Origin of the sequence: Variovorax sp. PBS-H4, from assembly GCF_901827205.1 — a bacterium.
GTDB lineage: Bacteria > Pseudomonadota > Gammaproteobacteria > Burkholderiales > Burkholderiaceae_C > Variovorax.
The window spans coordinates 2,619,424-2,645,429 of sequence record NZ_LR594675.1; the positions used below are offsets into that span (position 1 = coordinate 2,619,424).

Genomic DNA, 26,006 nt, shown 5'->3' on the forward strand with positions numbered 1-26,006 from the left:
CACGAGAATGCCGCATGCCCGACGCCGCCCGCGAGACCCCGAAGAACCTGTTCGAGCGCTATCAGCCCTACCGTCGGCGCGTCGAAGTCGCCTTTTGGGTGGTCCTCATGGCGTTGCAGGCCGCCTTCAACTGCGTGGTCGCGGTGATCGACGCCGACCGCGCCGGGCGGGCGCTCCCAACCTGGCAGCCGGTCACCTGGGAGCTGTCCAGCCACCTGATGCTGCTTGCGCTGGTGCCCGCCGTGGTCGCGTTCGAGCGCCGCTTTCCGCTCGGCTTCTCAGGCTTCGCCCGCAACCTGCCGTGGCACCTGGCCGGCAGCGTGGTCTTCAGCCTGCTGCACGTCGGAGGCATGGTCGCGCTGCGCCGGGCGGCCTATGCCTGGGCCGGCAGCCGCTACGGCTTCGGCGGGGCCGAGCAGTGGGCCTACGAATACCTGAAGGATGTGCGCGTCTACGCGTTGTTCCTGATCGCGATCCTGAGCTATTGGCTCTTCATGCTGCGGCTGCAGGGCGAGGCGCGCGTGCTCGATCCGCCCGAGGAGCCCGCCGGGGCGCCGCCGCCTGCGCCGCAGCAGCAGCCCCAGGGGCGGCCCGAGCGCTTCCTGGTTCGCAAGCTGCGGCGCGAATTCCTGATCGCGGCCAGCGACATCGACTGGCTGCAGGCGCAGGGCAATTACGTGGGCCTGCGGGTGAAGGGCCATGACTACCTGCTGCGCGCCACCCTGACCGACTTCCTGGCGCAGCTCGACCCGGCGCGTTACGCCCGGGTGCACCGCAGCTACGCCGCGAACCTGGACCGCGTGACCGAGATCGAGCCGCTGGAAGGCGGCGATGCGCGCCTGCTGATGGAGGACGGCACTCGCATCCCCTGCAGCCGGCGCTACCGCGACGCGCTGCGCGCGTGAGCGCCCCCGGGCACCGGCGACAATCGCCGCCTTCCCCCGACCCCGAGCAAGAAAGAAGTCCCGATGGCCATCCAGTGGTTCCCCGGCCACATGCACCTGACCCGGAAGGCTATCGCCGAGCGCATTGCCGAGATCGACGTGGTCATCGAGTTGCTGGATGCGCGTCTGCCCGGCTCCAGCGCCAACCCGATGCTGGCCGAGCTGACCGGCCACAAGCCGGGGCTCAAGGTGCTGAACAAGCAGGACCTGGCCGATCCCGAGCGGACCGCGCTGTGGCTGGCCTACTACAACGCACAGCCGGCCACGCGCGCTATCGGTCTCGACGCCAGCCAGGCGGCGCCTGCGCGACGCCTCGTGGATGCCTGCCGCGAGCTGGCGCCGCAGCGCGGCAGCATGGCCAAGCCGATGCGGGTGCTGATCTGCGGCATCCCCAACGTCGGGAAGTCCACGCTGATCAATACGCTCGTCGGCACCCGCAAGGCCAAGACCGGCGACGAGGCCGGCGTGACCAAGCTGGAGCAGCGCATCGTGCTGGCCGACGGCTTCTATCTCTGGGACACGCCCGGCATGCTGTGGCCGCGCATCGTTGTGGCGCAGAGCGGCTACAACCTGGCAGCCAGCGGGGCGATCGGCCGCAATGCCTTCGACGAGGAACTGGTGGCGCTGGAGCTGCTGGGCTACCTCCAGCGTCACTACGCGGGGCTGCTCGAGGCGCGCTTCAGGCTGGATGCAGTCGCGGGCCTCGGCGACGACGAGCTGCTCGAGGCCATCGGCCGCCAGCGCGGCGCCCTGCTGGGCAAGGGCCGCGTCAACCTGCAGAAGGCGGCCGAGATCGTCATGAACGAGTTCCGCAGCGGGAGCCTGGGGCGCATCACGCTCGAGACACCCGAGGAGTTCGTGCAATGGCTGGCCGCGGGACAGGTGCTGGATGCGCAGCGCCAGGCGAAGAAAGAAGCCCGCGGGCGAAAGAAGAAGGGGCCGCCGAGCCGCGAGGAGGCGCCGCCCGGGGATACCTAGGGCACGTACCGGGAAACTCCGGGCCACGAGGTCGTCCCGCCGGGTGAAGATGCACGCCAACAACAATTTTGGGTGGAGCCGCCATGCACTACGTCTTCGCACGCATCACCGTCAAACCGGAGGTCGCGGAGCTCGCGAAATCCCTTCTTCTGGACCTCGTCGCCAAGTCGCGGCAACACCCCGGCTGCATGGCCTACGAGCTCTTCCAGCAAACCGAGGCGCCCCACGTGTTCCAGACCGTGGAGCATTGGAAGGACAAGGCCGACGCCGAGGCGCACATGAAGACGCTGCATGTCGGCGCGGCGCTCGCCGCTGCGAGTCCGCTGCTTGCGACGGGGCCCGAGATCGTCGCGTACGGCCGGCTCGCCTGATGGCGCGCCTCGACAGGGGCGTGCCACGTGCCGGAGCCGTCGAGCTAACGAGGCGTCTCCTGCGCCGCCACCAAGTGGTTGCGCAGGCAACCCAGGCCGCTGATCCCGACCTCGACCACGTCGCCCGCCTTCAACCGGGGTGACTTGCCGTCGGTGCCCATCCAGATCACGTCGCCCGGGTAGAGCGTGAGGTAGCGCGTCATGCGGCTGATGAAGGTTCCGATGCCGAACAGCATGTCGGCGGTCTGGAAATGGGTCCGTACCTCGCCGTTGAGCCGCACGGTGGTCTCGGCGGCTTGGAGGTCGAAATCGGTCTCGATCCAGGGCCCCATCGGCTTCCAGGTGTCCGTGTTCTTGGAGCGCCAGAAGGTGCGGTCCGATGCTTGCCACAGCCGCTCGCTCACGTCGTTGCCGATGGTGTAGCCCAGCACGCACGAGAGCGCATCGGCTTCGCTCAGGTGCCTGGCCCGCTTGCCGATGACCACCACCAGCTCGCCTTCGTATTCGACCTGCTGCGCGTCCGGCGGGATGACGACGGCCTCGTCATGGGCCACGAGCGCGTTGACCGCGCGGTAGCCGATGTCGGCCTGCTTCGGCTCGGCGATCCGTTCGCCCGTCTGCTCGGCGTATTCGCGGATGTGCTTGACGTAGTTGAGCCCGGCCGCATAAAAGGTCCTCGGGATCAGCGGGACTTCGAGCTTCACATCGGCGAGCGCGTGGACCGCACCGGTCGGCTCGCAGGCGCCGAAGGGACTTCCGCGGACTGCCCGGATGCAATCGTCGGACTCGAGGATCCCATAGGCGGCGGCTGCGCCCGGGACGGAGAAATTGACCCACTTCATGGTCGCTCCGGTCTATTCGGCCTTGATGTTGGCGCTGCGGATCAATTGCGCCCAGCGCGCGCGATCCTGCCCCAGCCAGTCCCGGTATTCGGCGGGGCCGAGGTGCTTCAGTTCGGCGCCCAGCGACTTGAACCTTGCCTGCATCGCAGGCTTGTTCAAGGCCGCCACGATGGCGGCGTCCAGCTTGGCTGCGATGGGAGCGGGCAGGCCCGCAGGTGCGATGAAGCCGATCGGCTGGGCGTAATCCTCGAAACCCGGAAACCCGAGCTCGGCGGTGGTGGGCACCTGTGGGTAGTCGGGGTGGCGCTTGGCTGTCGTTGCCGCCAGGATGCGGACCTTGCCGCTGGTGACGAACTCGGACACACCGACCATCGGGTAGAACATGAAGTCCACGCGACCTGCGATCACCTCGGTCAGCGCTGGCGCATTGCCCTTGAACGGGATGTGATTCATTTTCGTGTTGCTGCGCTGCTCCAGCAGCGCAGCCGCCAAGTGCGCGGAGCCGCCCACGCCGGCCGTGCCATAGCTGACCGCGCTGGGCGCGCTCTGCGCCTTCTTGACCAGGTCGCCGAGCGTCTTGTAAGGCGAATCGCCCGCCACGACGATGAGTTGCGGCAGCACCGCGACCATGCTGACGGGCGTGAAGTCCTTGACGGGGTCGTACTTGATGCGATCGGGCTGCAGCAGCGGATTGACGTTGTGCGAGATCGTGTTGACGATCAGCGTATAGCCGTCGGGCGCCGCATTCCGCACATAGTCGGTCGCGATGTTGCCGTTGACGCCCGGCTTGTTCTCGATCACGACCGGCTGGCCGAGCGAGGTGCCGATCTCCTGCCCGAGCACGCGCGCCAGCACGTCGGTGGGACCCCCGGCGCTATAGCCGACCACGACCTTGATCGGCTTGTTCGGATAGTCACCTTGCGCGAGGGCGGGCGCGACGAGGCCGGCGGCGCCCCAAAGGGCAGCGGCGATCAGCACGAGGCGGCGGGTGGTATGTCTCTTCATGGTATTTCCTTTTGCGGTTCAGGGATTCACGAGCTCGGGTGTTCGATGGGCGCGGAGCGCGACATGGCGGGCCGCCCGCGGCGCAGCTGCCAAGGCAGGCCACGAGGCATCCGGTTCGGCAGGCCGCAGGAGGTCGGCCGAGATCTGCGTCACGGTCGGCGCCCCGCACAGGCGCATCGTCCGCAACAGTTCGTCGTGCAGGATGTCGACGGCGCGCTGCGCGCCGGCGTCGCCGGCAGCCACCGCGCCGAAGAGGGTCGCGCGGCCGAGGAGCACGCCTTGTGCGCCGAGGGCGAGCGCCTTCGCGATGTCGCTGCCGCGGCGGATGCCGCCGTCCACCAGCACCGGCAGGCGTCCGCCCGTGCCCTGCAGCACCTCGGGCAACGCCAGCAGGCTGGGCACGGTGCCATCGAGCTGTCGGCCGCCGTGGTTGGACACGACGATCGCGTCCACGCCCATCGTGACCAGGCGCCGGGCATCGTCGCCGCGGCTCACGCCCTTGACGACCAGCTTGCGAGGCCAGCGGTCGCGCACCTCTGCCAGGCGCGCCCAGTCGAAGGCCGGGTCGTAGCTGCGGCCGACCGACGAGGCAATGGCGCTCGCGTGGGTGGCAGTGGCTTCGAGGCCGCGCAGGTTCTCCATCACCGGCATGCCGCGCAGCAGCATGTCCACCGCCCAGCGCGGCCGCGAGGCGAAGTCGAGCACGTTGCGCGGCGTGAAGCGGAATGGAATGGCGAAGTGGTTGTGGAAATCGCGCTCGCGCTTTCCCCCGACCGGCAGGTCGACGGTGATGACCAGGGCCTCGTAGTCGGCCCGCCGGGCGCGCTCGATCAATTGCCAGAAGAAGTCCCGGTTGCGCAGCACATAGGCCTGGAACCAAAGGCGCCCGGGTGCCTTGTCGGCGATGGTTTCGATGGCCGTGGTCGCGCTGCTCGACAAGGTGTAGGGCATGCCCATCTTCGCGGCTGCGCGCGCGAGCGCCAGATCGGCATCGCGGCAGCCGAAGCCGGCCGCGCCGGTCGGAGCAATGGCGGCCGGCATGCCGGCGGGAGCGCCCAGCAAGCTGCAGGCAGACGACGCCGCGGCGACATCGACGAGCACGCGAGGTGCAAGATGCCATCGGTCGAAGGCGTGGCGGTTGCCGGCAAGGGTTCGCTCGTCTTCGGCCCCGCCATCGTAGAAGTCGAACACCGCGCGCGGCAGCCGGCGCCGCGCCAGCGCGCGCAGATCGGCGATCGAATAGCAGGCGGCCACGCCACTCGTCATGCCGCTTCGAGCTCCGTGCGGGCCACCTCGCGCGGCGTGCCGTCGTCATGGAAGAAGCGCGTTGCCATGACCTGGCAGCGCTTGATGAGGCGCGGCTCGTCCGGTCGGTAGTCGGGGATCGCGTTGTGAATGGTCCCCATGTTGTCCCACATGAGCACGTCGCCGATCTCCCACCGATGCGCATAGCGGAACTCGGGCCGCGTCTGGTGTGCAAAGAGGAACTCGAGCGCTTCGTCGCTCTCCTTCGGGCTCAGTTCGTTGATGCGCACCGCATAGCCCGGATTCGCATACAGCACGCGGCGTCCGGTGATGGGGTGGCGCAGGAAGAGCGGGTGCGACACCGGCGGGCGAGCCGCGCGTTGGGCAGGCGTGAGCGGAGGCCGGGTGCTGCCGCGCTCGCGGCGCATCATTTCCCAGAACTTGTCGAAGTCGTGCAGCACCGTCATGCCATCGAGCCGCTTCTTCCATGCATCGGACAAGCCTTCGTAGGCCGCGTGCATGTTGCAGAACTCGGTGTTGCCCAGCGGTCGACCGTCGCGATGTGGAATCCGGATGCCGTAGAGCACGTTGGTGAACGCGATCATCTTGTTGTAGGACATGTCGGTGTGCCAGTCCTGCCCGGCATCGGACATGCCGACCGGCTTGCCGTTTTCGACGATGTTGGAGAGCACCATGACCTCGGGCATGCCGGGCTCCTGGTAGGCGCCGGCGACATTGACTTCGAGTCGGCCGAAGCTTGCCGAGAAGTCGCGCAGCTGCGCGGCGTTCAGTTCCTGCTTCGGATAACTGAGCACGCCGTGACGGCCGAGCGCCTGCAGCAGCTGCTCGAAGGCGTCGGCCGACAAGGGGCGGGAAAGGTCGAGATCTTCGACGCGGGCGCCGAGCGTTGCGCCGCTGGGAACGATGCGCAGGGTCATGGGTGAAGCTCCTTGTGTGGGTGGGGTGGGGTCGATGGCTGGCCGGCTCAGTAAGCGGCCTCGAGCAGAGTGCGGATCTCGCCTTCATCGACGATGGGGCGCGGGTTGTAATAGAGGCCGCGCTCCCGCATCGTCTTGGCGGCTATGCGGTCGAAGCCTTTGCGCGGCACGCCGATGTCGCGCAGCCTGGCCGGCACGGCGATGGCGGATTGCAGCTCGTGCAGCGCGCGCACCAGCGCGCTCGCGGATGCGCTGCCGCCCAGCGCCGTCGCGGCGCGCGCCAGCGGCTCGGCTGCGGCATCGGCGTTGAAGGCGATCGCGTGCGGCAGCATCACCGCATTGGCATCGCCGTGAGCGGCGCCGGTCACCGAGCCAATGGCGTGGCAGATCGCGTGATGCAGGCAGGTGCGCGCATTCACCAGCACCAGCCCGGACAGGTGTGCGGCATACAGCAGGGCCGCGCGCGCGCTGCTGTCGTTCGGCGCGCGATGCACGGCCGGCAAGGCCTGCGCGAAACGCGCCATCGCGTCGAGCGCGAGGGTCTCGGCCAGCGGCGAGCGCTCTTTCGAATACAGGCCTTCGATGCAGTGGGCGAGGCCGTTCATGCCGGTGGCGCACATCAGCGCGGCGGGCATCTCGAGATTGGCACGCGGGTCGATCAGCACCAGGCGGGCAGCGAGCTGCGTGTCCGTAAACAGGAGCTTGGCTCCATCGTCGTCGCGCACGCCGAGAGAGACGGTCACCTCGGCGCCGGATGCCGTCTGTGGAATCGCGACAATCGGCAGCTTGGGCGCCGTGAGGCGCGGCACGACCAGTGAAGCCGGCGGTGTGAAGCGCACCGCATGGTCGGCGAGGCGGCCCCCTTCGGCCATCAGCAGCGCGACCGCCTTGGCGGTGTCCGAGGCGCTTCCTCCACCGACGGCGATGAAGCCATCAACCCCGTCGGCCATCGATTGCGCCGCCAGCGCTGCCACCAGACCCACACTGGAATGCGCGGGCACCGGCTTGGCCAGCACATGCGGCAGACCGTCCAGCGCAGCGATGACACGGGCGAACGGCTCGGAGCGCTGCATGCGCGCACCGCCCAGCACCAGAGGCCGGCCGATGCCGAGGTCCGCGAGCTCCGCGCGCAGGCCGTCGATGGCGCCTTCGCGAAGGACCAGCCGCGTGACCGTGCCGCGGTGGGTGAAGGAGGCGGGCAGCATCGCACTCATCCGGCAAAGGCGAAGGCCGCCACCATGCGTTGTTCGGCGATGCGCCAGCCGCAGTCTGTGTCGCGGCGGAACACGGTGGTCGTGAGATTGAAGCGCAGCGGGCCGGCGCAGGAGGGCACTTCCCCAGGTTGTGCCGCGGCGGGATGGCGGTAAGCGGTCATGTAGGCCTCGACCTCCACCAAGCCCGCAGGGCAGGCACTCACGTGGGCATTTGTGAGCACATGACGGGTGTCGAAATTTGTCGGGCGGGCTTCCAGTGCCGTGCGCACTGCCGCCTTGCCTTCGAGCCACTGCCCCTGGCGCAGCCAGCGGCAGTCGTCGGTGAAAAGCTCGAGCATGCGCTCATAGCGGCGCATATCGAGTGCGTGGAAGAAAACGTGCAGTTGCTGAGTCAGCTCAGCGAGCAGCGGTGCGGCTTGTCGTGTGGGCAGGGCGGTCATGGTGTGCTGCGCTCGTGGGCGCTCGGCGTGAGGCAAAGTCTAGGCACCGCCTTGCCCTCTGGGTCACCCTGTTCGAGAATTCAAGGTTTGCGATTCGGAAACCTTGGATCACCCTTGCGCACGGCCGCGACCCTGGATGCATTTAGAAAAAGCCGTTTGACAAAAGCCCTGTGGATCGCCTTCGCTGCCTTCAGATCTTCACCGAGGTTGCCCGCTGCGGCAGCTTCGCACGTGCCGCCATGCAGCTCTCGGTCTCCCGCGCGACCGTCACCAAGCACGTGGCCTGGCTCGAGTCGTCCATGGGTGCCCAGTTGCTCAAGCGCAGCTCGAAGCAGGTCGCGCTCACGGAGGCCGGCGCACGTGTACTCGAAACCGGGCGCGATCTGCTGGAGCGCTACGAGGCGATCGAAGGGGAGGTGCGCGACGTCGTGCATCTGCCGCGCGGTGCGATCCGGGTCGGAACGCCGCCATCCTTCGGCGCCTACCATCTCATGCGGCTGATCTCGCAGTTCACGCAGCGGTATCCGGACATCGAGGTCACGGTGGTCCACGATGACGGTCGCTCTGACCTCGTCACCGAGGCGCTCGATCTCTCGATCCGGATTGCGCCCTCTCTCGAGGACGCGAGCTACGTCGCTCAGTCGCTCATGAAGTCGCCGCAGGTGGTGGTGGCCTCGCCAGCCTATCTGAAGCGGCACGGCCGGCCCGCGACGGCCGCCGACCTGGTGCGCCACAACTGCCTGGTGCACATCGTCAAGTCGAGCGCCGGCGTCTGGAAGTTCACCAGCGATCCGCCGCAGGAGGTGCACGTTCGCGGCACGGTGCGCTCCAACCTGGGCGATGCCATCAAGCAGGCCGCGCTACTCGGCGCCGGCATCTCGCTGCATCCCTACTACATGGTGTCGGAGGAACTGCGCGCGGGCACGCTCGAGGCGCTGCTGCCCGGCTGGGTTCCGGAAGAGCTCGACATCTACGTCGTTTTTTCGACCCGGCGCAACATGCCGACGCGCGTGCGGCATCTGCTGGAGTTTCTCAAGGAGTGGTCGCGCCACCCGCCGGATTGGGCCCTGCACGCCGCGGCAGCCAAGCCGCGTCCGCGCGGCAAAGAGTTCCGGAAGATGAGTTCGCCTGGAAAGGTCCGGGACTGACGGAGGGGCTGCAGCACGGCCGCGGCGTGGTTCTAAGCGTCGCGCGACGGCGCACGTGCACCTATTCGATCCGTTCGCTCGCGCAGCCCTGACGGACCATCGCCGCGCGCGATGACGCCATCCTCCGCGCCGCGTTGCGGCCGCAACAGCGGCTTCCTAAACTGCGCCGCAACCTGCCAAGCGACGCAACGATGACGACCACCCCCGACCCCCTGAGCTGGCCCGCCAGCAACGAGCGCACGCTCGGCGCCATGCTGCGCAATGCCGCGCAGGTCCATGCCGGCAAGACCTTCGCCGTCTTCCCCGACTCGCAATTGACCTACACGGCATTCGATGCGCTGGTCGACCGGGTGGCGGCCGGCCTGCGGGCGCAAGGCCTCCGGAAAGGCTCGAAGCTCGCGATCATGCTGCCCAACTGCGTGGAGTTCCTCGCGCTGTGGTTCGCCTGTGCCCGCATCGGCGCGGTCGAGGTGCCGATCAACGTGAGCTTCCGCGGCCCCTTGCTGAAGCACGTCATCCATCATTCGGACGCAGAGATGGTGGTGGTGGCAGGCAGCCTCGCCACCCATCTGGAACTCGTCGCAGCGGAGCTGCCGACGCTGCGCACCGTGGTGCTGCTGGGCGATCCGGAGCAACCCGTCCGCCTGCCCTTCAGGCAACTCGCGTACGGGCAGTTGCCCGCAGAGGCCGCCGAGCCCGTGACCGAGACGGTGCTCGCGGACGATCCGGTCGCGATCATCTTCACCTCGGGCACCACGGGCCCTTCCAAGGGCGCGCTGCTCTCGCACAACTACTTCTGGTGGTTTGCCGAACGCAGCTGGGCGCTGCGCGGCGAACAGGGCGACGAGCGCCTCTATACCTGCCTGCCACTGTTCCACGCCAACGCGCAGGTGCTGACCGCCTTGGCCGCACTGGTGCGCGGCCACGTCGCGGTGATCGACACGCACTTCACCGCCTCCGGCTTCTGGGAACGCCTGCGCGGCTTCGGCGCCACGCAGTTCAACTACATCGGCGGGATGATCCCGATCCTGATGAAGCAGCCGCCCGGCGGGCGCGACCGTGAGCATGCGGTGCGGCTGGCCCTCGGCGCCGCCGCCCCGCGCGAACAGTGGCGCTCATTCGAGGAACGCTTCGGCCTGCGCATCCTCGAGTGCTATGGCCAGACCGAGGATTGCGCGGTAACGGCCAACACGCTCGACACGGCCCGCATCGGCTCCATCGGCAAGGAAGGCTGGGGTTATGAAATGCAGGTGGTCGACGACCACGACCGCCCGGTGCCGACAGGAACCGTCGGAGAGTTCGTGGTGCGCCCCAGAGCACCCGGGCTGCTGATGCTCGGCTACTACAAGATGCCCGAGGAAACGCTGCAGGTGCTGCGCAACCTCTGGTTCCACACCGGCGACTACGGCTCGCAGGATGCCGATGGGTTCTTCTGGTTCAAGGACCGCAAGAAGGACGCCATCCGCCGGCGCGGCGAAAACATCTCCGCATTCGAGGTGGAGATGGTGGTCAACCAGCATCCGGCGGTGCTCGAATCGGCCGTCTATGCAGTGCCGTCCGAGGTGGGAGAAGACGACGTGATGGTCGCCCTGGTGCTGCAGCCCGGGCAGCAGCTGGCGCCGGCCGACCTGCTTCGGCATTGCGAGCGCCGCCTGGCCTACTTCGCGATGCCGCGCTATGTCGACATCCGGCCCGAGCTGCCCAAGACGCCGACCCATCGAATCGAGAAATACCGCTTGCGACAGCAAGGCATCACCCCCGGCACGTGGGACCGCGAACGGGCCGGCTACCAGCTTCAACGCAGATAAGGAGACACCGCATGCAGTTCAACTATTCCGATTCGCGCGAATACATGAAGCGCGCCGGCACCAGCCGGATGCCGCCGCTCATGATCAGCGCCGCGATCACCGGCGGCATCCAGGGCAAGGAGCTGAGCAAGGCCTTGCCCGAGACGCCCGAGGAGCAGGCCCAGGAAGCGCAGCGCTGCTACGAGGCCGGCGCGGTCATGGTCCACATCCACGCACGGAACCCCGAGCGGGGCTACGCGACACCTTCGCGCCGACGGGACGACTACGACGAGGTCAACCACCTGATCCGCCAGCGGTGCCCGGACCTGATCGTCGACAACACCTCCGGCGGCGGCTGCGGGCTCACGCTGGAGGAGCGGATCTCTTCGCTCGACGCCTTGCCCGAGGTCTCGGACATCGACATGGGCCCGTTCGCCTTCGCCATGAAGCTGCGCAAGCGCGCGGCCCCCCTGGCCGGCCGCGACGACGATGAGGAGATCGACGAGCTGCTCGGCATCACCGTCGGCGAGACCGAGCTGCGCGCCAGCATGATGAACGAGCGCGGTGTAGGCATCACGATGGCGCTGTTCCACACGGGGCACTGGAGCATGGTCGACAATCTGATCCGCAAGGGCCTGGTGAAGCCGCCCTACAACTTCATCTTCTTCCTGGGCATGAGCTCGGGCGCGCTGCCGACGCCGGCCGCGCTGCTAGATTTCGTGCGCGACGCACCGCAGCCCTCCAACGCCTTCGTCATGGCGGTCGGCCGGCATGACCTGCCGCTGGTCACGATGTCCACGCTGATGGGCATGCACGCCATGGTCGGGCTGGAGACCAACCTCTACGTGCGCGAAGGCGTGCTGGCAGATTCAAATGCGCGCATCGTCGAGCGCACGGTCCGCATCGCCCGCGAACTGGGCCGCGACATCGCCACGCCGGCGCAGGCGCGCGAGATGCTGGGCCTGCCGAAACAGCCACGCCAGTACCCGGCGCCGGTGCGCGCATTGGCGGCATGAAGCTGCTGAGGCACGGGCCGGCCGGCCTGGAACGGCCAGGTCTGCTGGACCTGCAGGGAAGGGTGCGCGACCTGTCTGCACATGTGCACGACCTCGGCGGAACGGCGCTGCTCCCGTCGAGTCTGCGGCGGCTCGGCGCGATCGACCATGCGCGGCTGCCGGTGGTGGAAGCGGGTGTGCGCCTCGGGCCCTGCGTGGACCGGGCGGGCAAGGTGGTGGTGGTCGAGGGCAACGCACTGCACCTGCTCGCCCCCACGGCCCTGAGCGGTGCGCGCGATGACGTCGTGTTGCCGGAAGGCATGGCCGTGCGGTGCGCGCTGCGCCTGGGAGTCGTCATCGGCCAGCCGGGCCGGCGCCTCGCAGTGCGCCAGGCCTTGGCGCACGTGGCCGGCTACTGCGTGCTCGGCGAGATCCGCCCCGAGCAGGCTTCACGGCAACATGGCGACACCTTTGCGCCACTCGGTCCGTGGCTGGTGGTCGAGCCCGCGGTCGAAGCCGACCGCGATGCGGTTGCGCGCGCCGTGGCCTTCGCCAGCGAATGCATGACCCTCCTTCCAGGCGATGTGCTGTCGCTGCCGCCGCCCCGCGCCCATGCAGCGCACCCCTTGGCCATCGGGGAATCGCGCCGGATCGGCATCGAGGGGCTCGGCGAGCAGCACTTCAGGGCCGTCGCGCTTCGTCTTGAAAACAGATCAGAGGAACAGCAGACATGAAGACACGCATCACCGAGCTGCTGGGCACCCAGTACCCGATCATGCAGGGCGGCATGCACTTCGTCGGCATGGCGCCGCTGGCGGCGGCGGTCAGCCAGGCCGGCGGACTCGGCGTGATCACCGCACTCACCCAGAAGACGCCGGAGCTGCTTGCGCGCGAGATCCGACAGGCACGCGAGCGCACCGACAAGCCGCTCGGCGTCAACCTCACTTTCCTGCCGACCTTCGCCAAGCCGCCCTACGAGGAATACCTGCGTGCCGCGCACGAAGGCGGCATCCGCATCATCGAGACCGCCGGCCGCAATCCCGAGGCCTTTCTTCCGGGCATGAAGCAGCTGGGCATGACCGTGATCCACAAGTGCACCTCGGTGCGGCACGCATTGAAGGCGCAGGCGATCGGCTGCGATGCGGTGAGCGTCGACGGTTTTGAATGCGGCGGCCATCCCGGTGAAGACGACGTGCCGGGCCTGATCCTGCTGCCGCGCGCGGCGGACGAACTGACCGTGCCCTTCCTGGCCTCCGGCGGCATGGCCGATGGCCGCAGCCTGGTGGCAGCGCTGGCGCTCGGAGCCGACGGCATCAACATGGGTACCCGGTTCATCGCGACGCAGGAGGCGCCGGTGCATGAGCGGGTCAAGCAAGCGGTGGTGGCGGCGAGCGAGCTCGACACGCGGCTCATCATGCGGCAGCTGCGCAACACCGAGCGCGTGCTGAACAACGAAGGCGTGCGCCGCATCGCCGAGATCGAGAAGGGGATGGGCGCCGACCTGAAGATCGACGACATCCTCGAGCAGGTGGCGGGCGTCTACCCCAAGGTGATGATCCATGGCGACATGGATTCGGGCGCCTGGAGCTGCGGGATGGTCGCGGGCCTGATCCGGGACGTGCCGACGGTGCGTGAGTTGATCGATCGCATCGTGCGGCAGGCACGCGAGATCGCAAGCCGGCGCTTGCAACCCATGCTCGGCGTTTTGCACGAACCCGAGCGCCTGCAGGCCTAGAGAGACCGCCCGATGTCCTGGACCAGGCCGCGCAGCCAGCGGTGCGCATTGTTGTCGTGCATGCGCTCGTGCCAGATGGCCCGCACCGGCAGTTCGGGCTCCGGCAGTTCGAAGGGCAGGGGCAGCACCTGCAGCGCTGGCGCGTCTGCCACGCTGTGCGCCAGCCTGAAGGGCATGGTGGCCACCAGGTCGGTGCGCGAGACCACGCGGGGCATCATTGCCAGGGACGGCATGTGCAGCACCACCCGGCGCTCCAGCCCGAGCGGCGGCAGCACCCGCTCCAGCAGCACCTCCACCGACGAGACGAAGTTGGGCGGCGCCCCGTAGTAGATGTGGTCCTCCGCCGAATACTGCTCGGCCGACACGCTTCCCGAGATGCGCGGATGTCCCGCCCGCACGACGCAGGCCAGGCGGTCGTGCGTGACGATCGTCTGGTAGAGGCCTTCCGAGATGTCGTGATAGAAGCCGACCACCAGGTCGACCTCGCTGTTGGCGAGCGCCTCGCGGATCCGGCTCGGCTCGGGGATCGCGACCGTCAGCGACACGTTGGGCGCCACCTGGCGAACCCGGTCGACCAGCGGCGGCATCAAGGTGTATCCGACGTAGTCGCTGGCCATGATGGTGAAGCCCATCGAAGAGGTTTCCGGATCGAAGGCCCCGCGGCGTGCGATCGCGAGGTCGATCTCGTTCAAGGCGCGCCGCACGCTGCCGGCAATCGCGGGAGCGTGCTCCGACGGCTGCATGCCGTGCGGCGTGCGCACCAGGATCGGGTCGTCGAAGATGGTCCGCAGCTTCGCCAGAGCGGTGCTCATGCCCGACTGGCTCATGCCGAGCTTGTCGGCGGCGCGCGTCACATGCCGCTCGGCCACCAGCGTCTCGAGGCATCGCAGCAGGTGGAGATCGATATTGGGAGCTGGCATCGCCGCGCCATTGGACCCCAGCACCGGTTGCCGCTGCATCGGTAATCACCCGTGGCGATGGCGGCATCGCCTCGTGGGAATGGCGCGGCCACGGGCCCGCTCCTAGACTGCCCACCAACCCGTCGAACCCACCAGGAGACATCGTGAAAGCCATCTGCATCGAGAGCGTCGAAGGAAAGCCCGAGCTCTTCCTGCGCGACGTGCCGCGCCCCGAACCGAAGGAGGACGAAGTCCTGATCCGGGTGAAGTGCGCCGGCGTCAACTTCGCCGATCTCTATCGCGCCGCGAAGCACCTCGGCAATGCCGGCGATACCCCGCATGCCATCGCCGGCCTCGAGATGACCGGCGAGGTGGTGGCGCTCGGCAGGGGCGTGCGCGGCATGGCCGTGGGCACGCGCGTGATGGGCTTCGCGACCGGCGCCTATGCCGAATACTGCTGCGTCCATGACCGGCACCTGCTGACGGTGCCCGATGCGCTCTCGTGGGCCCAGGCCGCGTCCACTGCCGGCAACTTCGTGACCGCACACGATGCGCTCGTGACCAACGGCGAGATGAAGCCGGGCGAGGCCGTGCTGGTGCAGGCCGCCAGTTCGGGCGTCGGCATCGCGGCCGTCCAGATTGCCCGCCTCTTGGGCGCCGGCCTGGTCATGGGCACCTCCACGACGCCGGCCAAGCTCGAACGGCTCTCGCAGCTGGGCCTGCAGCTCGGCATCGACAGCGTGCGGGGCGACTTCGCAGAGGCCGTGCTCGAAGCGACGCGCGGTGCAGGCGCCGATGTGATCATCGAGAACATCGGCGGCGACACACTGCCCGGGGACATCCGCTGCGCCGCAGTCAAGTGCCGCATCATCAACGTGGGCCGGCTGGGCAAATGGATCGGAGAGGTCAACCTCGACGAACACTCCAGGAAGCGCATCCGGCTGATCGGCGTCACCTTCCGCACGCGCACGGCCGAGGAGATCGCCGAGGTGATCCAGCGTGCCGGCGCCGTCCTGCTGCCGGCCTTGCAAGCCGGCACCATCGCACCGGTCATCGACCGCACCTATCCGCTCGATGCCGCCGCCGAGGCGCAGGAGTTCATGCGCGCCGGCCGCCACTTCGGCAAGCTGGTGCTGGAGGTGGCCTGACATGAGCGCCCTGTTCGGACCGGTTCGCCAATTGGGCTATGTCGTGCGCGACCTCGAGGCTGCGATGAAGTACTGGGTCGAGGTCATGCGCGTCGGCCCGTTCTTCCACTTCGAGCGCGCACCACTGCTCGACTACCGCTATCGCGGCACGCCGCAGGACCTGTGGATCAGCGCCGCGCTGGCGCAATGCGGGTCCATGCAGATCGAGTTGATCCAGCCGCGCAACGAAGCGCCCTCCATGTGGAAGGACTTCCTGCATGCCGGCCACGAGGGCTTGCAGCACATCGCCTTCTGGGTCGACGAAACGCATTACGACGCCAAGCTTGCCCAGGCGCAAGAGGCTGGCTTCAGGGTCTGCATGTCGGCCAGCACGGTGGACGCAAGCGGGCGGCTCGTCTACTTCGAGCAGGAGGCCCACCCTGGCACGGTGGTGGAGCTCTCGTGCATGACGCCGAGCAAGAAGAAGGTATTCGACGCCGTTGCCGAAGCCGCCGTGGGCTGGGACGGCAAGGACCCGATCCGAAGGCTCGATTAGGCCTGCGAAACACATCAATCAGGAGACAGCACCATGCGCAGATTCAACAGCTTGCTACTCGCCCTCGGGCTCGCCCTGGGCGGGGCGGCGAGCGCACAGACACGTATCGTCCTCGGCGGCTCGATGCCGGCCAAGGGGCCGGACTCGCGAGCCCTCGTTTCCTTCGCACAGAAGGTGGAGCAGCAGAGCAAGGGCACGCTGAAGTTCGATGCGTCCTTCGACGGCCAGGTCGTGAACTTCCGCAGCTCGCTCGGCGGCGTGAAGGACGGCCTGGTCGACGCGATCCAGCTCTACCCGGCCTTCTACCTGAGCGAACTGAAGGTCATGAACACCTTCGTCGACCTCGGGCTCGCCGCTTCCGAATCCTGGGCCCACACGGCCGCAGTGGCCGAGACGGTGCTGCTCGACTGCCCGTCCTGCGACGCGGAGTTCGCGCGCTACAAGGTCAAGCCGCTGGCGCTGAGCGGCAGCGCGCCCTTCAATCTCATCTGCAGGAACCCGGTGAACACCATGGCCGACCTCAAGGCCAAGTCGATCAGAGCGGTGTCGGCCAACCAGCTGCTCGTCAAGGCGGTGGGCGCCAATCCGGTGGCCATCGTTCCTTCGGAGGTCTTCGAAGCCATGCAGCGCGGGCAGGTCGAATGCGTCTTCAGTCCGCTCGACTGGATACCCGCCTACGGCCTGGCCGACGCCGCCCGGTTCGTGGTCGATACGCCGCTCACGCACGACTCCAGCCGCATCCCGCTGGCCGTCAGCCTCGACGTGTGGAAGAAGCTCACGCCCGACCAGAAGCAGGCGATCGTGCGCAACCTGCCGTACCTGAGCGCGGAGGCCACCAGCAACAACATCGCCGACGGCGTGGCGGCAAGACAGCTGGCCGAGTCGAAGGGGCTCAAGTTCGGCAGCGGCGGCACCGACTACGTCCAGCAGGTCGCCAGCTTCCGCAAGGGCGAGCTCGACCGCGTGGTGCGCGACGCCGGGGCGCGGGGAGTGGAGGGCGCCGCCGGCATGGTGAACAGCTACCGCGAGAAGCTCGCCAAGTGGCAGAAGATCGTGGCCGACGGCCACGGCGACCGTGCGAAGTACGAAGAAGCGCTCTGGCGCGAGATCTACTCGAAGTTCAAGTGACCAGCGGGAGCCTGAAAGTGAATGCCATCGAGCGTCTCCTCAACCGGCTGTCGACCGCCACCCTGGTGCTCGGTGCTGCCGCCACCTTGCTGATGATGCTGCACGTCGTGGTCGACGTGATTGCACGGGTCGTGTTCAAGCGGCCGGTCGGCGGCACCCTTGAGACAGTGACTTACATCTGGATGGTAGCTGTCGTCTTCCTGCCGCTCGCGATGGTGCAGCGGCGGCGCCAGCAGATCATCGTGGAGCTTTTTTCGCAGGTGCTGCCGCCGCGCGTGCTGGCCTTGCTCGACGGCATCGTGGCGGCGATCGCCTGCTGCTTCATGCTGGGGCTCACTTGGTACAGCGGGCACGAGGCCTGGGCCCAGACGCTGATCCGGGAGGCTGCGCCGTCCCCGACCAGCCCGGTGCCGATCTGGCCGGCGCGCTGGATGGTGGTGGCGGGCGCCGGGCTGGTGGCTGTCTATCTCGCGCTCCAGTCCGCGGCCGATCTGCGGCTGGCCGTGACCGGCAAGCGCAGCCTGACTGCCGATCCTGCTCCCGGCGCCCGTCTGGCGGAGGTGTGAGGCCATGAGCAACTTCCAGTTCGGCCTCGCCGGCATCGCAATGCTCTTCGTGCTGCTGCTGGCCCGCATGCCGATCGCCATCGCCCTCGGCCTGGTGTCGGTGGCCGGCATCGCATCCATCCGCGGCCCCGATGCGGCGTTCGGCGTGCTCGGCTCGCTGCCCTACGAGTTCGCAGCCAACTGGACGCTCTCGGCCGTGCCCATGTTCCTGCTGATGGGCGCGGTCGCGTTCCATTCGGGCATGACCGCGTCGGTCTACAAGGTGTGCCGGATGTGGTTCTGGTGGGTGCCGGGCGGGCTGGCGGTCGCCACCAACTGGGCGAGCACCGCCTTCGGCGCCGTCTCGGGATCGAGCGTGGCCGTGACGGCGGTGATGGCCAAGCTCGCGGTGCCGGAGATGCTGAAGTACCGCTACGACAAGTCGCTCGCGACCGCCGTGGTCGCGGCCTCCGGCACCATCGACGCGCTCATTCCGCCGAGCATCGCCTTCGTCATCTACTCGTGGTACGCGGAGGTGCCGGTCACCGACCTGTTCCTGGCCGGCGTCATCCCGGGCCTGCTGACGGCGGTGATCTACACGGCGATGATCGTCACCCGCTGCACGCTGAACCCGGCGCTCGGCCCGCGCGGCACGCGCGACTTCACCAAGGCCGAAAGGCGCGCCGCCAACATCGACGCCTGGCCGCTGCCGGCGCTTTTCGTGGGCATCTTCGCCGGGCTCTATTCGGGCGTGATGACCACCACCGAGGCGGCCGCCGGTAGCGCGATGCTCGCATGCGTGATCGCGCTCGTGCGGCGCGAGATGACGTGGAACGTCCTGCGCGAGAGCCTTTCCGAATCCGCGCTCACCACCGCGGCCCTGTTCTTCATCGTCATCGGTGCGGCGATGTTCACCCGCTTCATGGCGGTGTCGGGCCTGCCGGCGCAGCTCGGCCAGTGGATCACCGGCTGGCAGCCGAGCGTGACCACCTTCATGCTGATCGTCACGGTCATCTACATCGTGCTGGGCATGTTCCTGGAAGGCATCGGAATCATGATGCTCACGCTGCCCATCCTGATCCCGATCTGCCGGGCGCTGCACCTGGACCTGGTCTGGCTCGGTGTCGTGGTGGTGAAGCTCATCATGCTGGGCCTGATGCATCCGCCCATCGGCATACAGGCTTTCGTGGTGAAGGGCGTGGTGGGCGACAAGGTGCCGCTGCTCACGATCTTCCGCGGGCTGGTGTGGTTCCTCGGCGTGGAGCTGCTGGTGCTCGCGTTGCTGATCGGCTTTCCCCAACTGAGCCTCTGGCTGCCGCGGCTCGCGGCTTCCGCATGAATCCTTCTTGGAGCCCGGCAATGACGAAGAGATTCGAAGGCAAGGTGGCGCTCGTCACCGGCGGTGCCCGCGGCATCGGGGCCGCGACCGCGCGCCTGCTGCGCGAGCAGGGCGCCATCGTGGCCATCGCCGACCTGCCGGGCGCGGGCGGCGAAGCCATGGCCTCGGACATCGGCGCCGTCTTTCATGCACTCGATGTGGTGCAGGAAGACGAGTGGCGGCGGGTGCTGGCGCGCTTGGTGGCCGACACCGGCGGGCTGGACGTGCTGGTGAACGCGGCGGGCATTGTCGGCGACAGCGTGAACGGCGCACTCGACCGGATCTCGCTCGCCGAGTGGCGCCGCGTCCTCGCGGTCAACCTCGACGGCACGTTCCTGGGCTGCCGCGAAGCCGTGGCCCACATGCGCGAGCAGGGCCGCGGCGGGGCCATCGTCAACCTGGCCTCGGTCGGCGCCTACTACCCGACGCCGCAGAACGTGGCCTACGGCGCCAGCAAGGCGGCGGTGACGAACCTCACCAAATCGGTGGCCCTGTTCGCCGCGGAGGGCGGGCACAGGATCCGCTGCAACTCCGTGCACCCCGGCATGATCGAGACACCGATGTTCAAGCAGATCGTGTCGGAGATCTCCCAACGCGCCATTGCGACCGCGAGCAAGGGCGCGCAATCGTCGATGGAGCGGATGCCCCTCGGTGCGCCGGGCAAGCCCGAGGAGGTGGCGGCCATGATTGCCTTCCTGGCCTCCGACGAGGCCGCCTACGTGACCGGCTCGGAGTTCACGGTGGATGGCGGTTGGCGCCTGCTGCGATAGGGGAAGCGGGACACGCGCTTCAGCGCGCCCGCTAGCCCTCGAAGGCGCGCGCCAGCAGCGCCGCGAAGGTGTTCTTCGCATGAACCAGGGCGGCGTCCTGCTGGAGCGCGATGGCATGCAGCGCCGTGATCCGCTGCGCAAACGCCTCCTGCAGGTGCGCCGCCGGCACCATCACGCGCAGCGTGCGCAGCCGCTCCTTCGAAATATTGGGCATCGAGGCGGCAGTGCCGCTCGCCAGCAGCTGCAGCCCCCTTCGCATGGCCGGCGCCCGCAGCAGCGCCCACAGGTAGAGCGGATGCACGCCGGCGTCCTGGCGCAGGCGCAGCCGGAAGATCAGATCGGGCAGCAGGATCCGGCCCCGGGTCTCCCACACGTAGGCCGGCGTGCCCACCAGCTCCAGCGTGTTCTTGCGGCTGATCAGCAGGTCGCCGGTGCGCACCTCGTTGCGCGGGTCCGGCTGCTCGGTCTCGGGGAGCGTCTTGTGGTCGGACTCTTCGTAGAGCGCGTTCTTCAGCGCGCTCAGCCGCAGTACGCCCCATTCGTTTTCGGTCTTCGGCCGATCATGGCAGCGCGGGCTCTTGCCGCTGTCGATGCCGTCGAGCAGCTCGCCGAGCTGCACCACCGGCCAGGCCTTCGGATTGCTCTGCGGGTTGCCGAACATGTCGTCCAGCAGCGCCGGCACCATCAGCTCGGTCAGCGCCCGTCCCCGGCGCCGCAACCGGACCATGCTGTCGACGCAGCCGAGCAGGTCGACCAGACGGCGCTGCCGGGCAAGCTCGGGCACCGGAATGACAGCGCCCGCCATGTAGGCGGTCGGCACGCGCTGCTGGCCGGCGGTTCCGGTGAGGCTGCGCTTCGCTGAGTTGCGGAAACGCTGCTGGCGCAGGAAGAAGTAGATCCATTCGGGCAGCACGTCCTCGCGCGCACGCAGCACGTGAAACTCGGTGGAGCCGAAGCCGCGGCCACCGGGCAGGTCGCGCGCGAGGGCCACCTTGCCGTTCTCCATGCAAGGCGTGATCTTCGCGAAGAGGACGTCGCCCTCGGCAAAGGGGGTGTAGCCCTTCCTCACCTCGCCGAAGGGCCGCACCAACCGCTGAGCGATGGTGGCGCTGATCTCGTCCACCGCGGCCATCGGCACGAAGGCGACCTCGCTGTGCGCCTGCAGGCCGTGCTCCTTCGGAAGCCGGGGATTGATCTCGCAGACCTCGCCCAGAGTGGCCCGGCGGGCGGGTTGTCTTGTCGAATCACGTTGGCCTTCGGGCCGCCTTGCAATGCTCATTCGATAACGTCCCTGTTTTTGTCATTTCACGCTCGCGGATTACAGATCCAGCTCGGAGAGCAAGGCGCGCAGCGTCTCGATCTCTTTTTCGATCTCGGCTTCTATGGCGGCCAGTTCATCGAGGAGCGTGCGCGGGTCCTGGTGTTCGATCTGCGAGGGACTCATCGGCCGGTAGCGGCTGGCCGAGAGGCCGAAGTCGTTCGCGCGCAGTGCGGCGGCATCGGCGAACCACCACTTCTCGTGCCATTCGGCCGCCGCGTCTCGCGCCAGCCAGCGCGCCCATGCCGCCTCGCGTCCGATGAAGGCCTGCGCGAGCGCGGGCAGGTCGTCGGACTCGGTGGGCGTGTCGTGGTTGGCGTCCAGCCGGTAGCCGTCGTCCTCGACATGCAGGAACATCACGCGCTGCGTGCCGCCCCCGCGTCGAAAGAAGAGCACCGAGGTCTTCACGCCTGAATAGGGCTGGAACACGCCGCCCGGCAGGCTCATCACCGCCTCGACGCAATGCTGCTCGATCAATTGGCTGCGCAACTCGCGGTGCGCGATGGTGGAACCGAAGAGCACGCCCTCGGGCACCACCACCGCGGCCCGGCCGCCGGGGCGCAGGCTGTCGAGCATGTACTTGAGGAAAAGCAGCTCGGTCGCGCTGGTGCTGCCGAGCTTTACCTCGTCGACGATGCGATCCTTGTCGATGCGGCCCGAAAACGGCGGATTGGCGAGCACGACGTCAAAGCCCTCGGCGGGCATGCCCAGCCGTGTCTTGACCTTGTCGTCGAGCAGCGTGGTCAGCACATTGCGCTGCAGGATGCGCACATGGGCCAGGCCGCGCAACGTGAGGTTCATGGTCGCCAGCCGCACCATCTTCGGGTCGACATCGTTGCCGAAGAAGCTGCCGCGCTGCAGCGTGGCGAGCTGCGCGTCCGAGAGCAGGTCGCCCATGCCCCGACGGTGCGTCTTGCCCTCGAGCTCCGCTTCGACGATGCTGTCGGGCGAAGAGTTGGCCAGCCGCATGTGGTTGTAGGCCGCCACCAGGAAGCCCGCGGTGCCCGCGGCGGGGTCGTAGACGGTCTCGCCCACCTTCGGATCGATCATCTCGACGATGGTGCGGATCACGTGGCGCGGCGTGCGGAACTGGCCCAGCTCGCCGGCCTGCTTCATCTGGCGCAGCACGTGCTCGAACAGGTCGCCCTTGGTGTCGGCATCGGCCTGGTCCAGCCGCAGGTCGCTGACCAGGCGCACGACCTGCGTCAGCACCGTCGGCTCGTCGATGCCCAGGCGCGCGCCGCGCATGAAGTCATGGGCGGAAGCCTCGCCGATCTCCGCGAAGAAGGGGAAGACCTCGTCGCGCACGAAGCGCACCAGTGCATCGCCCGACAGCACCTGCGACCACCACGACCAGCGAAAGCGGCTGCGCGGGACGCAGGCCTGGCCGTTGTGCAGGATGGTCAGCTGCTGCATCTCTTCGGGCGCGCCCGGCACATGGGCGTTGGCGGGATTGCGCAGCTCCCATTCGCCGTCGAACAGGCTGCGGAACGAAACACCGAGCGCCTCTGCGCGCGCCTGCGCATCCGTGTCGAGGCCCTGGACCAGATAGAAGAAGAACAGGAAGCAGAGCTGTTCGGTGTTGCCGACGGGATCCGGATAGCCGCCGCCAAAGAGGTAGTCGCGAATCTGGTCGATCGACCGTCGCATGTCGGCAGTCAGGGGCATGGGGGAAGGAGGCTCGAAAACATTTTGTTGTGGCCGCGAGTCTACGAGGCAATTGGGGAGCGGCCCGCGGCGCCAGCTGGAGCAAACTAAAGGACTCGTACTACAACAGGCCGCAGCGCCACTCTGCCATGACCGCGACCCTCCCGCGCCTCGAAGTCGCCCAGCGCGATCTCTCCGCCTACGCCCAAGGCAACACCGGCATCGACTACGTCCACCGCTTCGAGTCCGGCAAGCCTGGGCCGCACGTGCTGATCAACGCGTTGACCCACGGCAACGAGATCTGCGGAATGGTGGCCGCCACCCGCCTGCTCGACAGCGGCGTGCGCCCGAAGATCGGCACTCTCACGGTGAGCTTTGCCCATGTGGAGGCGTACAACGCTTTTGACGCGCAGAAGCCTTTCGAGAACCGGCAGCTGGTGCACAACCTCAACCGCGTCTGGTCCGACGAGTGGCTGGACGGCCCGGAAGACAGCCCCGAGCTGCGCCGCGCCCGCGCGTTGCGGCCGGTCGTTGCGGCGGCGGACCACATCCTCGACCTGCACTCCACCAGCCAGGACGTGGTGCCCTTCTGGGTCTACCCCGCCTTCTCGCGCAACGCAGCAGTGGCGCTGGCGATCGGCCGGCCCTCGGTGCACCTGGTGATGCCCAAGGGCCTGGGCTCGGGCACGCCGCTGATCCAGCACGGCCGCCACGGCGAAGACGAGGGTCCGGCTGGCGCGGCGCTGGTGGCCGAGTGCGGGCAGCATTTCCTGCAGGCCACGGCGGACATGGCGGTGGCGGTGACTTTCGATTTCCTGGCTCATTTCGGCCTCGTCGACCGCGAAGCCTCTCTGCTCGCGCCCGAGCCACAGCGGCGCTTCGAGCTGCTGGAGACGCGCATGGTCAAGACGCCGGAATTCCGCTTCGTGCGGCCGCTCGTCGGCTTCGAGGTGTTCGCGAAGGACGAACTCATTGCGATCGATGGCGAGGAGGAGATCCGGGCCCCTTGCAACCATTGCACGGTGCTGATGCCGGCACGGGTGCCGATCGTGGGGCGGGAGGCGGTCTACCTGACGCGACCCTTGTAGGCGCCGCTCCTTATTTGCCCCAGCTGTCCTTCATCCCGGCCGCGCGGTTGAACACCAGTCCACCCGCTGTGCCATGCCGGCTGTCGGGCACGAAGTACCCGTGCCGCTCGAACTGGAAGCTTTGGCCGGCCGCGGCCGTGGCGAGCGCCGGCTCGACATAGGCCTGCGCCACCACCAGGCTGCCCGGGTTCAGCTCGTCCTTCACTTCGCCCGCGCCGGGCTGTGCAGCGGCGAACAGGCGCTCGTAAAGCCTCACCTCGGCCGGCACGGCATCGGCCGCCGCCACCCAGGTGATGTTGCCCTTGACCTTGATCGCGTCGGCACCCGGCGTGCCGCTCTTGGTGTCCGGCACCAGCTTCGCCTGCACCTCGACCAGCTTGCCGTCCCCATCGCGGGTGCCGCCCGTGCATTCGATGACGTGGCCGTACTTGAGGCGCACCTTGTTGCCGGGAAACAGGCGGAAGAAGCCCTTGGGCTGCACGTCCTCGTAATCGGTGCGCTCGATCCAGACCTCGCGGCCCAGCTTGAAGCTGCGCCTGCCCATTTCCGGATGGTGCGGGTGCACGGGTGCCGTGCATTCGTCGAGGAAGCCGGCGCCCATCGACTCGTCCCAATTGGTGATGACCAGCCGGACCGGGTCGAGCACGGCCATGGCGCGCGGTGCCACCGGGTCGAGGGTGTCGCGCAGCGCCGCCTCCAGGCTCGCATAGTCGATCCAGCCGCCCGACTTGGTGACGCCCGAGCGCTCGCAGAAGAGCTTCAGCGCCTCGGGCGTGTAGCCGCGCCGGCGCAGGCCTGCCAGGGTGGGCATGCGGGGGTCGTCCCAGCCGTCCACGTGGCCCTCCTCGACGAGTTGGCGCAGGCGGCGCTTGCTGGTGATGACGTGGGTGACGTTGAGGCGTGCGAACTCGTACTGGCGCGGATGCGGCGAGGCGATGAGGCCGCCCTCGGCCAGGCGGTCCAGCAGCCAGTCGTAGAAGGGGCGCTGGTCCTCGAACTCCAGCGTGCAGATGCTGTGGGTGATCTGCTCCAGCGCGTCTTCGATGGGATGGGCAAAGGTGTACATCGGGTAGATGCACCACTTGTCGCCGGTGTTGTGGTGGGTCGCGCGGCGGATGCGGTAGAGCGCCGGGTCCCGCATGTTGATGTTGGGGCTGGCCATGTCGATCTTCGCGCGCAGCACGGCGGCGCCGTCGGGTAACTGGCCGTCGCGCATGGCGCGAAAGCGCGCGAGGTTTTCGTCCGTCGTGCGGCCGCGAAACGGGCTGTCGGTGCCGGGGGTGTTGAAATCGCCGCGGGTCGCGCGGATCTGCTCGGCGCTCTGTTCGTCGACATAGGCCAGCCCGGCGCCGATGAGGTATTCGGCCGCACGGTACATGAAGTCGAAGTAGTTGCTGGCGAAGTAGACGTGCTCGCTCGGCTGGCCGGGGCGTGCCGGGTCGTCGGCAAGGCTGCAGTCGTAGCCCAGCCACTTCACCGCGTCGCGAATGGCGTCGACGTATTCCTGCTCCTCCTTCTCGGGGTTGGTGTCGTCGAAGCGCAGGTGGCACACGCCGCCGTATTCGCGGGCCAGCTCGAAGTTGAGCCAGATGCTCTTGGCGTGGCCGATGTGCAGGTAGCCGTTGGGCTCCGGCGGAAAGCGCAGGCGCACGCGGGCCGGGTCCTGCATGCCTTGGGCATGGTGCGCCGCATCGCCGGGAGAGCCGCCCCAGCGGCGGCCGGCATAGTGGCCCTGTTGGAGGTCGTTGTCGATGACGTGGCGCAGGAAATTGCTGGGTTTGGCGGGGTCGTGGTCGGCAGCGGAAGTCATCCGTTCATTCTAGGTTGCGCTTCAGCGGAGTTACTTTTGGAAACGTTCTTCACGGAGCAATGTGAACCGCGTTGACATTTCCTGCGTTCAATACGGAC

The 26,006-nt window shown here is 68.0% G+C and carries 25 protein-coding genes; 15 read left to right on the forward strand and 10 right to left on the reverse strand.

Going from position 1 to position 26,006, the window contains the following annotated elements; genetic code table 11:
- Positions 1 to 14: 14 nt before the first annotated feature.
- The 3 genes from E5CHR_RS12410 (at position 15) to E5CHR_RS12420 (ending at position 2,293) form a co-directional block, all read left to right on the forward strand.
- Positions 15 to 905, forward strand: coding sequence for a LytTR family DNA-binding domain-containing protein (locus tag E5CHR_RS12410; protein WP_162579981.1), 891 nt, complete (start codon positions 15 to 17; stop codon positions 903 to 905).
- Between the two features lie 63 nt (positions 906 to 968).
- Complete coding sequence (ylqF, locus tag E5CHR_RS12415) at positions 969 to 1,922, forward strand: ribosome biogenesis GTPase YlqF (RefSeq protein WP_162579983.1); 954 nt, start codon at positions 969 to 971, stop codon at positions 1,920 to 1,922.
- 83 nt (positions 1,923 to 2,005) lie between these two features.
- Positions 2,006 to 2,293: a putative quinol monooxygenase gene (locus E5CHR_RS12420; protein WP_162579985.1), complete on the forward strand. Its 288-nt coding sequence runs from the start codon at positions 2,006 to 2,008 to the stop codon at positions 2,291 to 2,293.
- Positions 2,294 to 2,337: 44 nt separating this feature from the next.
- On the opposite strand, the gene E5CHR_RS12425 is transcribed toward E5CHR_RS12420, so the two are convergent.
- Genes E5CHR_RS12425 through E5CHR_RS12450 form a run of 6 tightly spaced genes read right to left on the reverse strand, consistent with a single transcriptional unit; the run spans position 2,338 to position 7,977 of the window.
- On the reverse strand, positions 2,338 to 3,135 hold the full coding sequence (locus E5CHR_RS12425; protein WP_162579987.1) for a fumarylacetoacetate hydrolase family protein: 798 nt from the start codon (positions 3,133 to 3,135) through the stop codon (positions 2,338 to 2,340).
- 12 nt (positions 3,136 to 3,147) lie between these two features.
- Positions 3,148 to 4,140 carry a Bug family tripartite tricarboxylate transporter substrate binding protein gene (locus E5CHR_RS12430; RefSeq protein ID WP_162579989.1) on the reverse strand — a complete coding sequence of 331 codons (993 nt, stop codon included), beginning with the start codon at positions 4,138 to 4,140 and terminating at the stop codon, positions 3,148 to 3,150.
- An 18-nt stretch (positions 4,141 to 4,158) separates the two neighbouring features.
- On the reverse strand, positions 4,159 to 5,406 hold the full coding sequence (locus E5CHR_RS12435; protein ID WP_162579991.1) for an alpha-hydroxy acid oxidase: 1,248 nt from the start codon (positions 5,404 to 5,406) through the stop codon (positions 4,159 to 4,161).
- Positions 5,403 to 6,323 (reverse strand): TauD/TfdA dioxygenase family protein, encoded by a 921-nt coding sequence (locus E5CHR_RS12440; protein WP_162579993.1) that lies wholly within the window; start codon positions 6,321 to 6,323, stop codon positions 5,403 to 5,405. Before E5CHR_RS12440 ends, E5CHR_RS12435 begins: the two co-directional genes overlap by 4 nt.
- Positions 6,324 to 6,370: 47 nt before the next feature.
- Complete coding sequence (locus E5CHR_RS12445) at positions 6,371 to 7,528, reverse strand: iron-containing alcohol dehydrogenase family protein (protein WP_162579995.1); 1,158 nt, start codon at positions 7,526 to 7,528, stop codon at positions 6,371 to 6,373.
- A 5-nt stretch (positions 7,529 to 7,533) separates the two neighbouring features.
- Positions 7,534 to 7,977 carry a nuclear transport factor 2 family protein gene (locus E5CHR_RS12450; RefSeq protein WP_162579997.1) on the reverse strand — a complete coding sequence of 148 codons (444 nt, stop codon included), beginning with the start codon at positions 7,975 to 7,977 and terminating at the stop codon, positions 7,534 to 7,536.
- Between the two features lie 170 nt (positions 7,978 to 8,147).
- Between E5CHR_RS12450 and E5CHR_RS12455 the strand changes: the two genes are divergently transcribed.
- The 5 genes from E5CHR_RS12455 to E5CHR_RS12475 all read left to right on the forward strand — a co-directional run bounded on the left by E5CHR_RS12455 (position 8,148) and on the right by E5CHR_RS12475 (position 13,642).
- Positions 8,148 to 9,125, forward strand: a complete 978-nt coding sequence (locus E5CHR_RS12455) for a LysR family transcriptional regulator (RefSeq protein ID WP_162579999.1) — start codon at positions 8,148 to 8,150, stop codon at positions 9,123 to 9,125.
- A gap of 191 nt (positions 9,126 to 9,316) precedes the next feature.
- Positions 9,317 to 10,933, forward strand: a complete 1,617-nt coding sequence (locus E5CHR_RS12460; protein ID WP_162580001.1) for an AMP-binding protein — start codon at positions 9,317 to 9,319, stop codon at positions 10,931 to 10,933.
- A gap of 11 nt (positions 10,934 to 10,944) precedes the next feature.
- Positions 10,945 to 11,928: a 3-keto-5-aminohexanoate cleavage protein gene (locus tag E5CHR_RS12465; RefSeq protein ID WP_162580003.1), complete on the forward strand. Its 984-nt coding sequence runs from the start codon at positions 10,945 to 10,947 to the stop codon at positions 11,926 to 11,928.
- Positions 11,925 to 12,641: a fumarylacetoacetate hydrolase family protein gene (locus E5CHR_RS12470; RefSeq protein ID WP_162580005.1), complete on the forward strand. Its 717-nt coding sequence runs from the start codon at positions 11,925 to 11,927 to the stop codon at positions 12,639 to 12,641. The genes E5CHR_RS12465 and E5CHR_RS12470 overlap by 4 nt, the downstream gene beginning before the upstream one ends.
- A complete protein-coding gene (locus E5CHR_RS12475) occupies positions 12,638 to 13,642 on the forward strand; it encodes an NAD(P)H-dependent flavin oxidoreductase (protein ID WP_162580007.1) in 1,005 nt (334 codons plus the stop codon). The genes E5CHR_RS12470 and E5CHR_RS12475 overlap by 4 nt, the downstream gene beginning before the upstream one ends.
- On the opposite strand, the gene E5CHR_RS12480 is transcribed toward E5CHR_RS12475, so the two are convergent.
- Entirely contained in the window at positions 13,639 to 14,562 is a 924-nt protein-coding gene (locus E5CHR_RS12480; protein ID WP_162580009.1) for a LysR family transcriptional regulator, read from the reverse strand. The two genes, E5CHR_RS12475 and E5CHR_RS12480, sit on opposite strands and share 4 nt — an antisense overlap.
- 143 nt (positions 14,563 to 14,705) lie before the next feature.
- Between E5CHR_RS12480 and E5CHR_RS12485 the strand changes: the two genes are divergently transcribed.
- Genes E5CHR_RS12485 through E5CHR_RS12510 form a run of 6 tightly spaced genes read left to right on the forward strand, consistent with a single transcriptional unit; the run spans position 14,706 to position 20,045 of the window.
- Positions 14,706 to 15,689 (forward strand): zinc-binding dehydrogenase, encoded by a 984-nt coding sequence (locus E5CHR_RS12485; RefSeq protein WP_162580011.1) that lies wholly within the window; start codon positions 14,706 to 14,708, stop codon positions 15,687 to 15,689.
- A 1-nt stretch (position 15,690) separates the two neighbouring features.
- Positions 15,691 to 16,224 carry a VOC family protein gene (locus E5CHR_RS12490; protein ID WP_162580013.1) on the forward strand — a complete coding sequence of 178 codons (534 nt, stop codon included), beginning with the start codon at positions 15,691 to 15,693 and terminating at the stop codon, positions 16,222 to 16,224.
- A 33-nt stretch (positions 16,225 to 16,257) separates the two neighbouring features.
- Complete coding sequence (gene dctP / locus E5CHR_RS12495; protein WP_162580015.1) at positions 16,258 to 17,352, forward strand: TRAP transporter substrate-binding protein DctP; 1,095 nt, start codon at positions 16,258 to 16,260, stop codon at positions 17,350 to 17,352.
- Between the two features lie 17 nt (positions 17,353 to 17,369).
- Positions 17,370 to 17,918, forward strand: coding sequence for a TRAP transporter small permease (locus E5CHR_RS12500; RefSeq protein WP_162580017.1), 549 nt, complete (start codon positions 17,370 to 17,372; stop codon positions 17,916 to 17,918).
- Positions 17,919 to 17,922: 4 nt separating this feature from the next.
- Complete coding sequence (locus tag E5CHR_RS12505) at positions 17,923 to 19,236, forward strand: TRAP transporter large permease (RefSeq protein ID WP_162580019.1); 1,314 nt, start codon at positions 17,923 to 17,925, stop codon at positions 19,234 to 19,236.
- Between the two features lie 20 nt (positions 19,237 to 19,256).
- Entirely contained in the window at positions 19,257 to 20,045 is a 789-nt protein-coding gene (locus tag E5CHR_RS12510) for an SDR family NAD(P)-dependent oxidoreductase (RefSeq protein ID WP_162580021.1), read from the forward strand.
- A gap of 31 nt (positions 20,046 to 20,076) precedes the next feature.
- Here E5CHR_RS12510 and E5CHR_RS12515 read toward each other — a convergent pair whose 3' ends face one another.
- Entirely contained in the window at positions 20,077 to 21,324 is a 1,248-nt protein-coding gene (locus E5CHR_RS12515) for a restriction endonuclease subunit S (protein WP_162580023.1), read from the reverse strand.
- A 39-nt stretch (positions 21,325 to 21,363) separates the two neighbouring features.
- Positions 21,364 to 23,031 carry an HsdM family class I SAM-dependent methyltransferase gene (locus tag E5CHR_RS12520; protein ID WP_162580025.1) on the reverse strand — a complete coding sequence of 556 codons (1,668 nt, stop codon included), beginning with the start codon at positions 23,029 to 23,031 and terminating at the stop codon, positions 21,364 to 21,366.
- Positions 23,032 to 23,159: 128 nt separating this feature from the next.
- On the opposite strand from E5CHR_RS12520, the gene E5CHR_RS12525 reads away from it, so the two are divergent.
- Positions 23,160 to 24,098: a succinylglutamate desuccinylase/aspartoacylase domain-containing protein gene (locus tag E5CHR_RS12525; RefSeq protein WP_162580027.1), complete on the forward strand. Its 939-nt coding sequence runs from the start codon at positions 23,160 to 23,162 to the stop codon at positions 24,096 to 24,098.
- Positions 24,099 to 24,108: 10 nt separating this feature from the next.
- Here the strand turns inward: E5CHR_RS12525 and E5CHR_RS12530 are convergent, their stop codons facing one another.
- Positions 24,109 to 25,908, reverse strand: a complete 1,800-nt coding sequence (locus E5CHR_RS12530; protein ID WP_162580029.1) for a glutamine--tRNA ligase/YqeY domain fusion protein — start codon at positions 25,906 to 25,908, stop codon at positions 24,109 to 24,111.
- Positions 25,909 to 26,006: the final 98 nt, after the last annotated feature.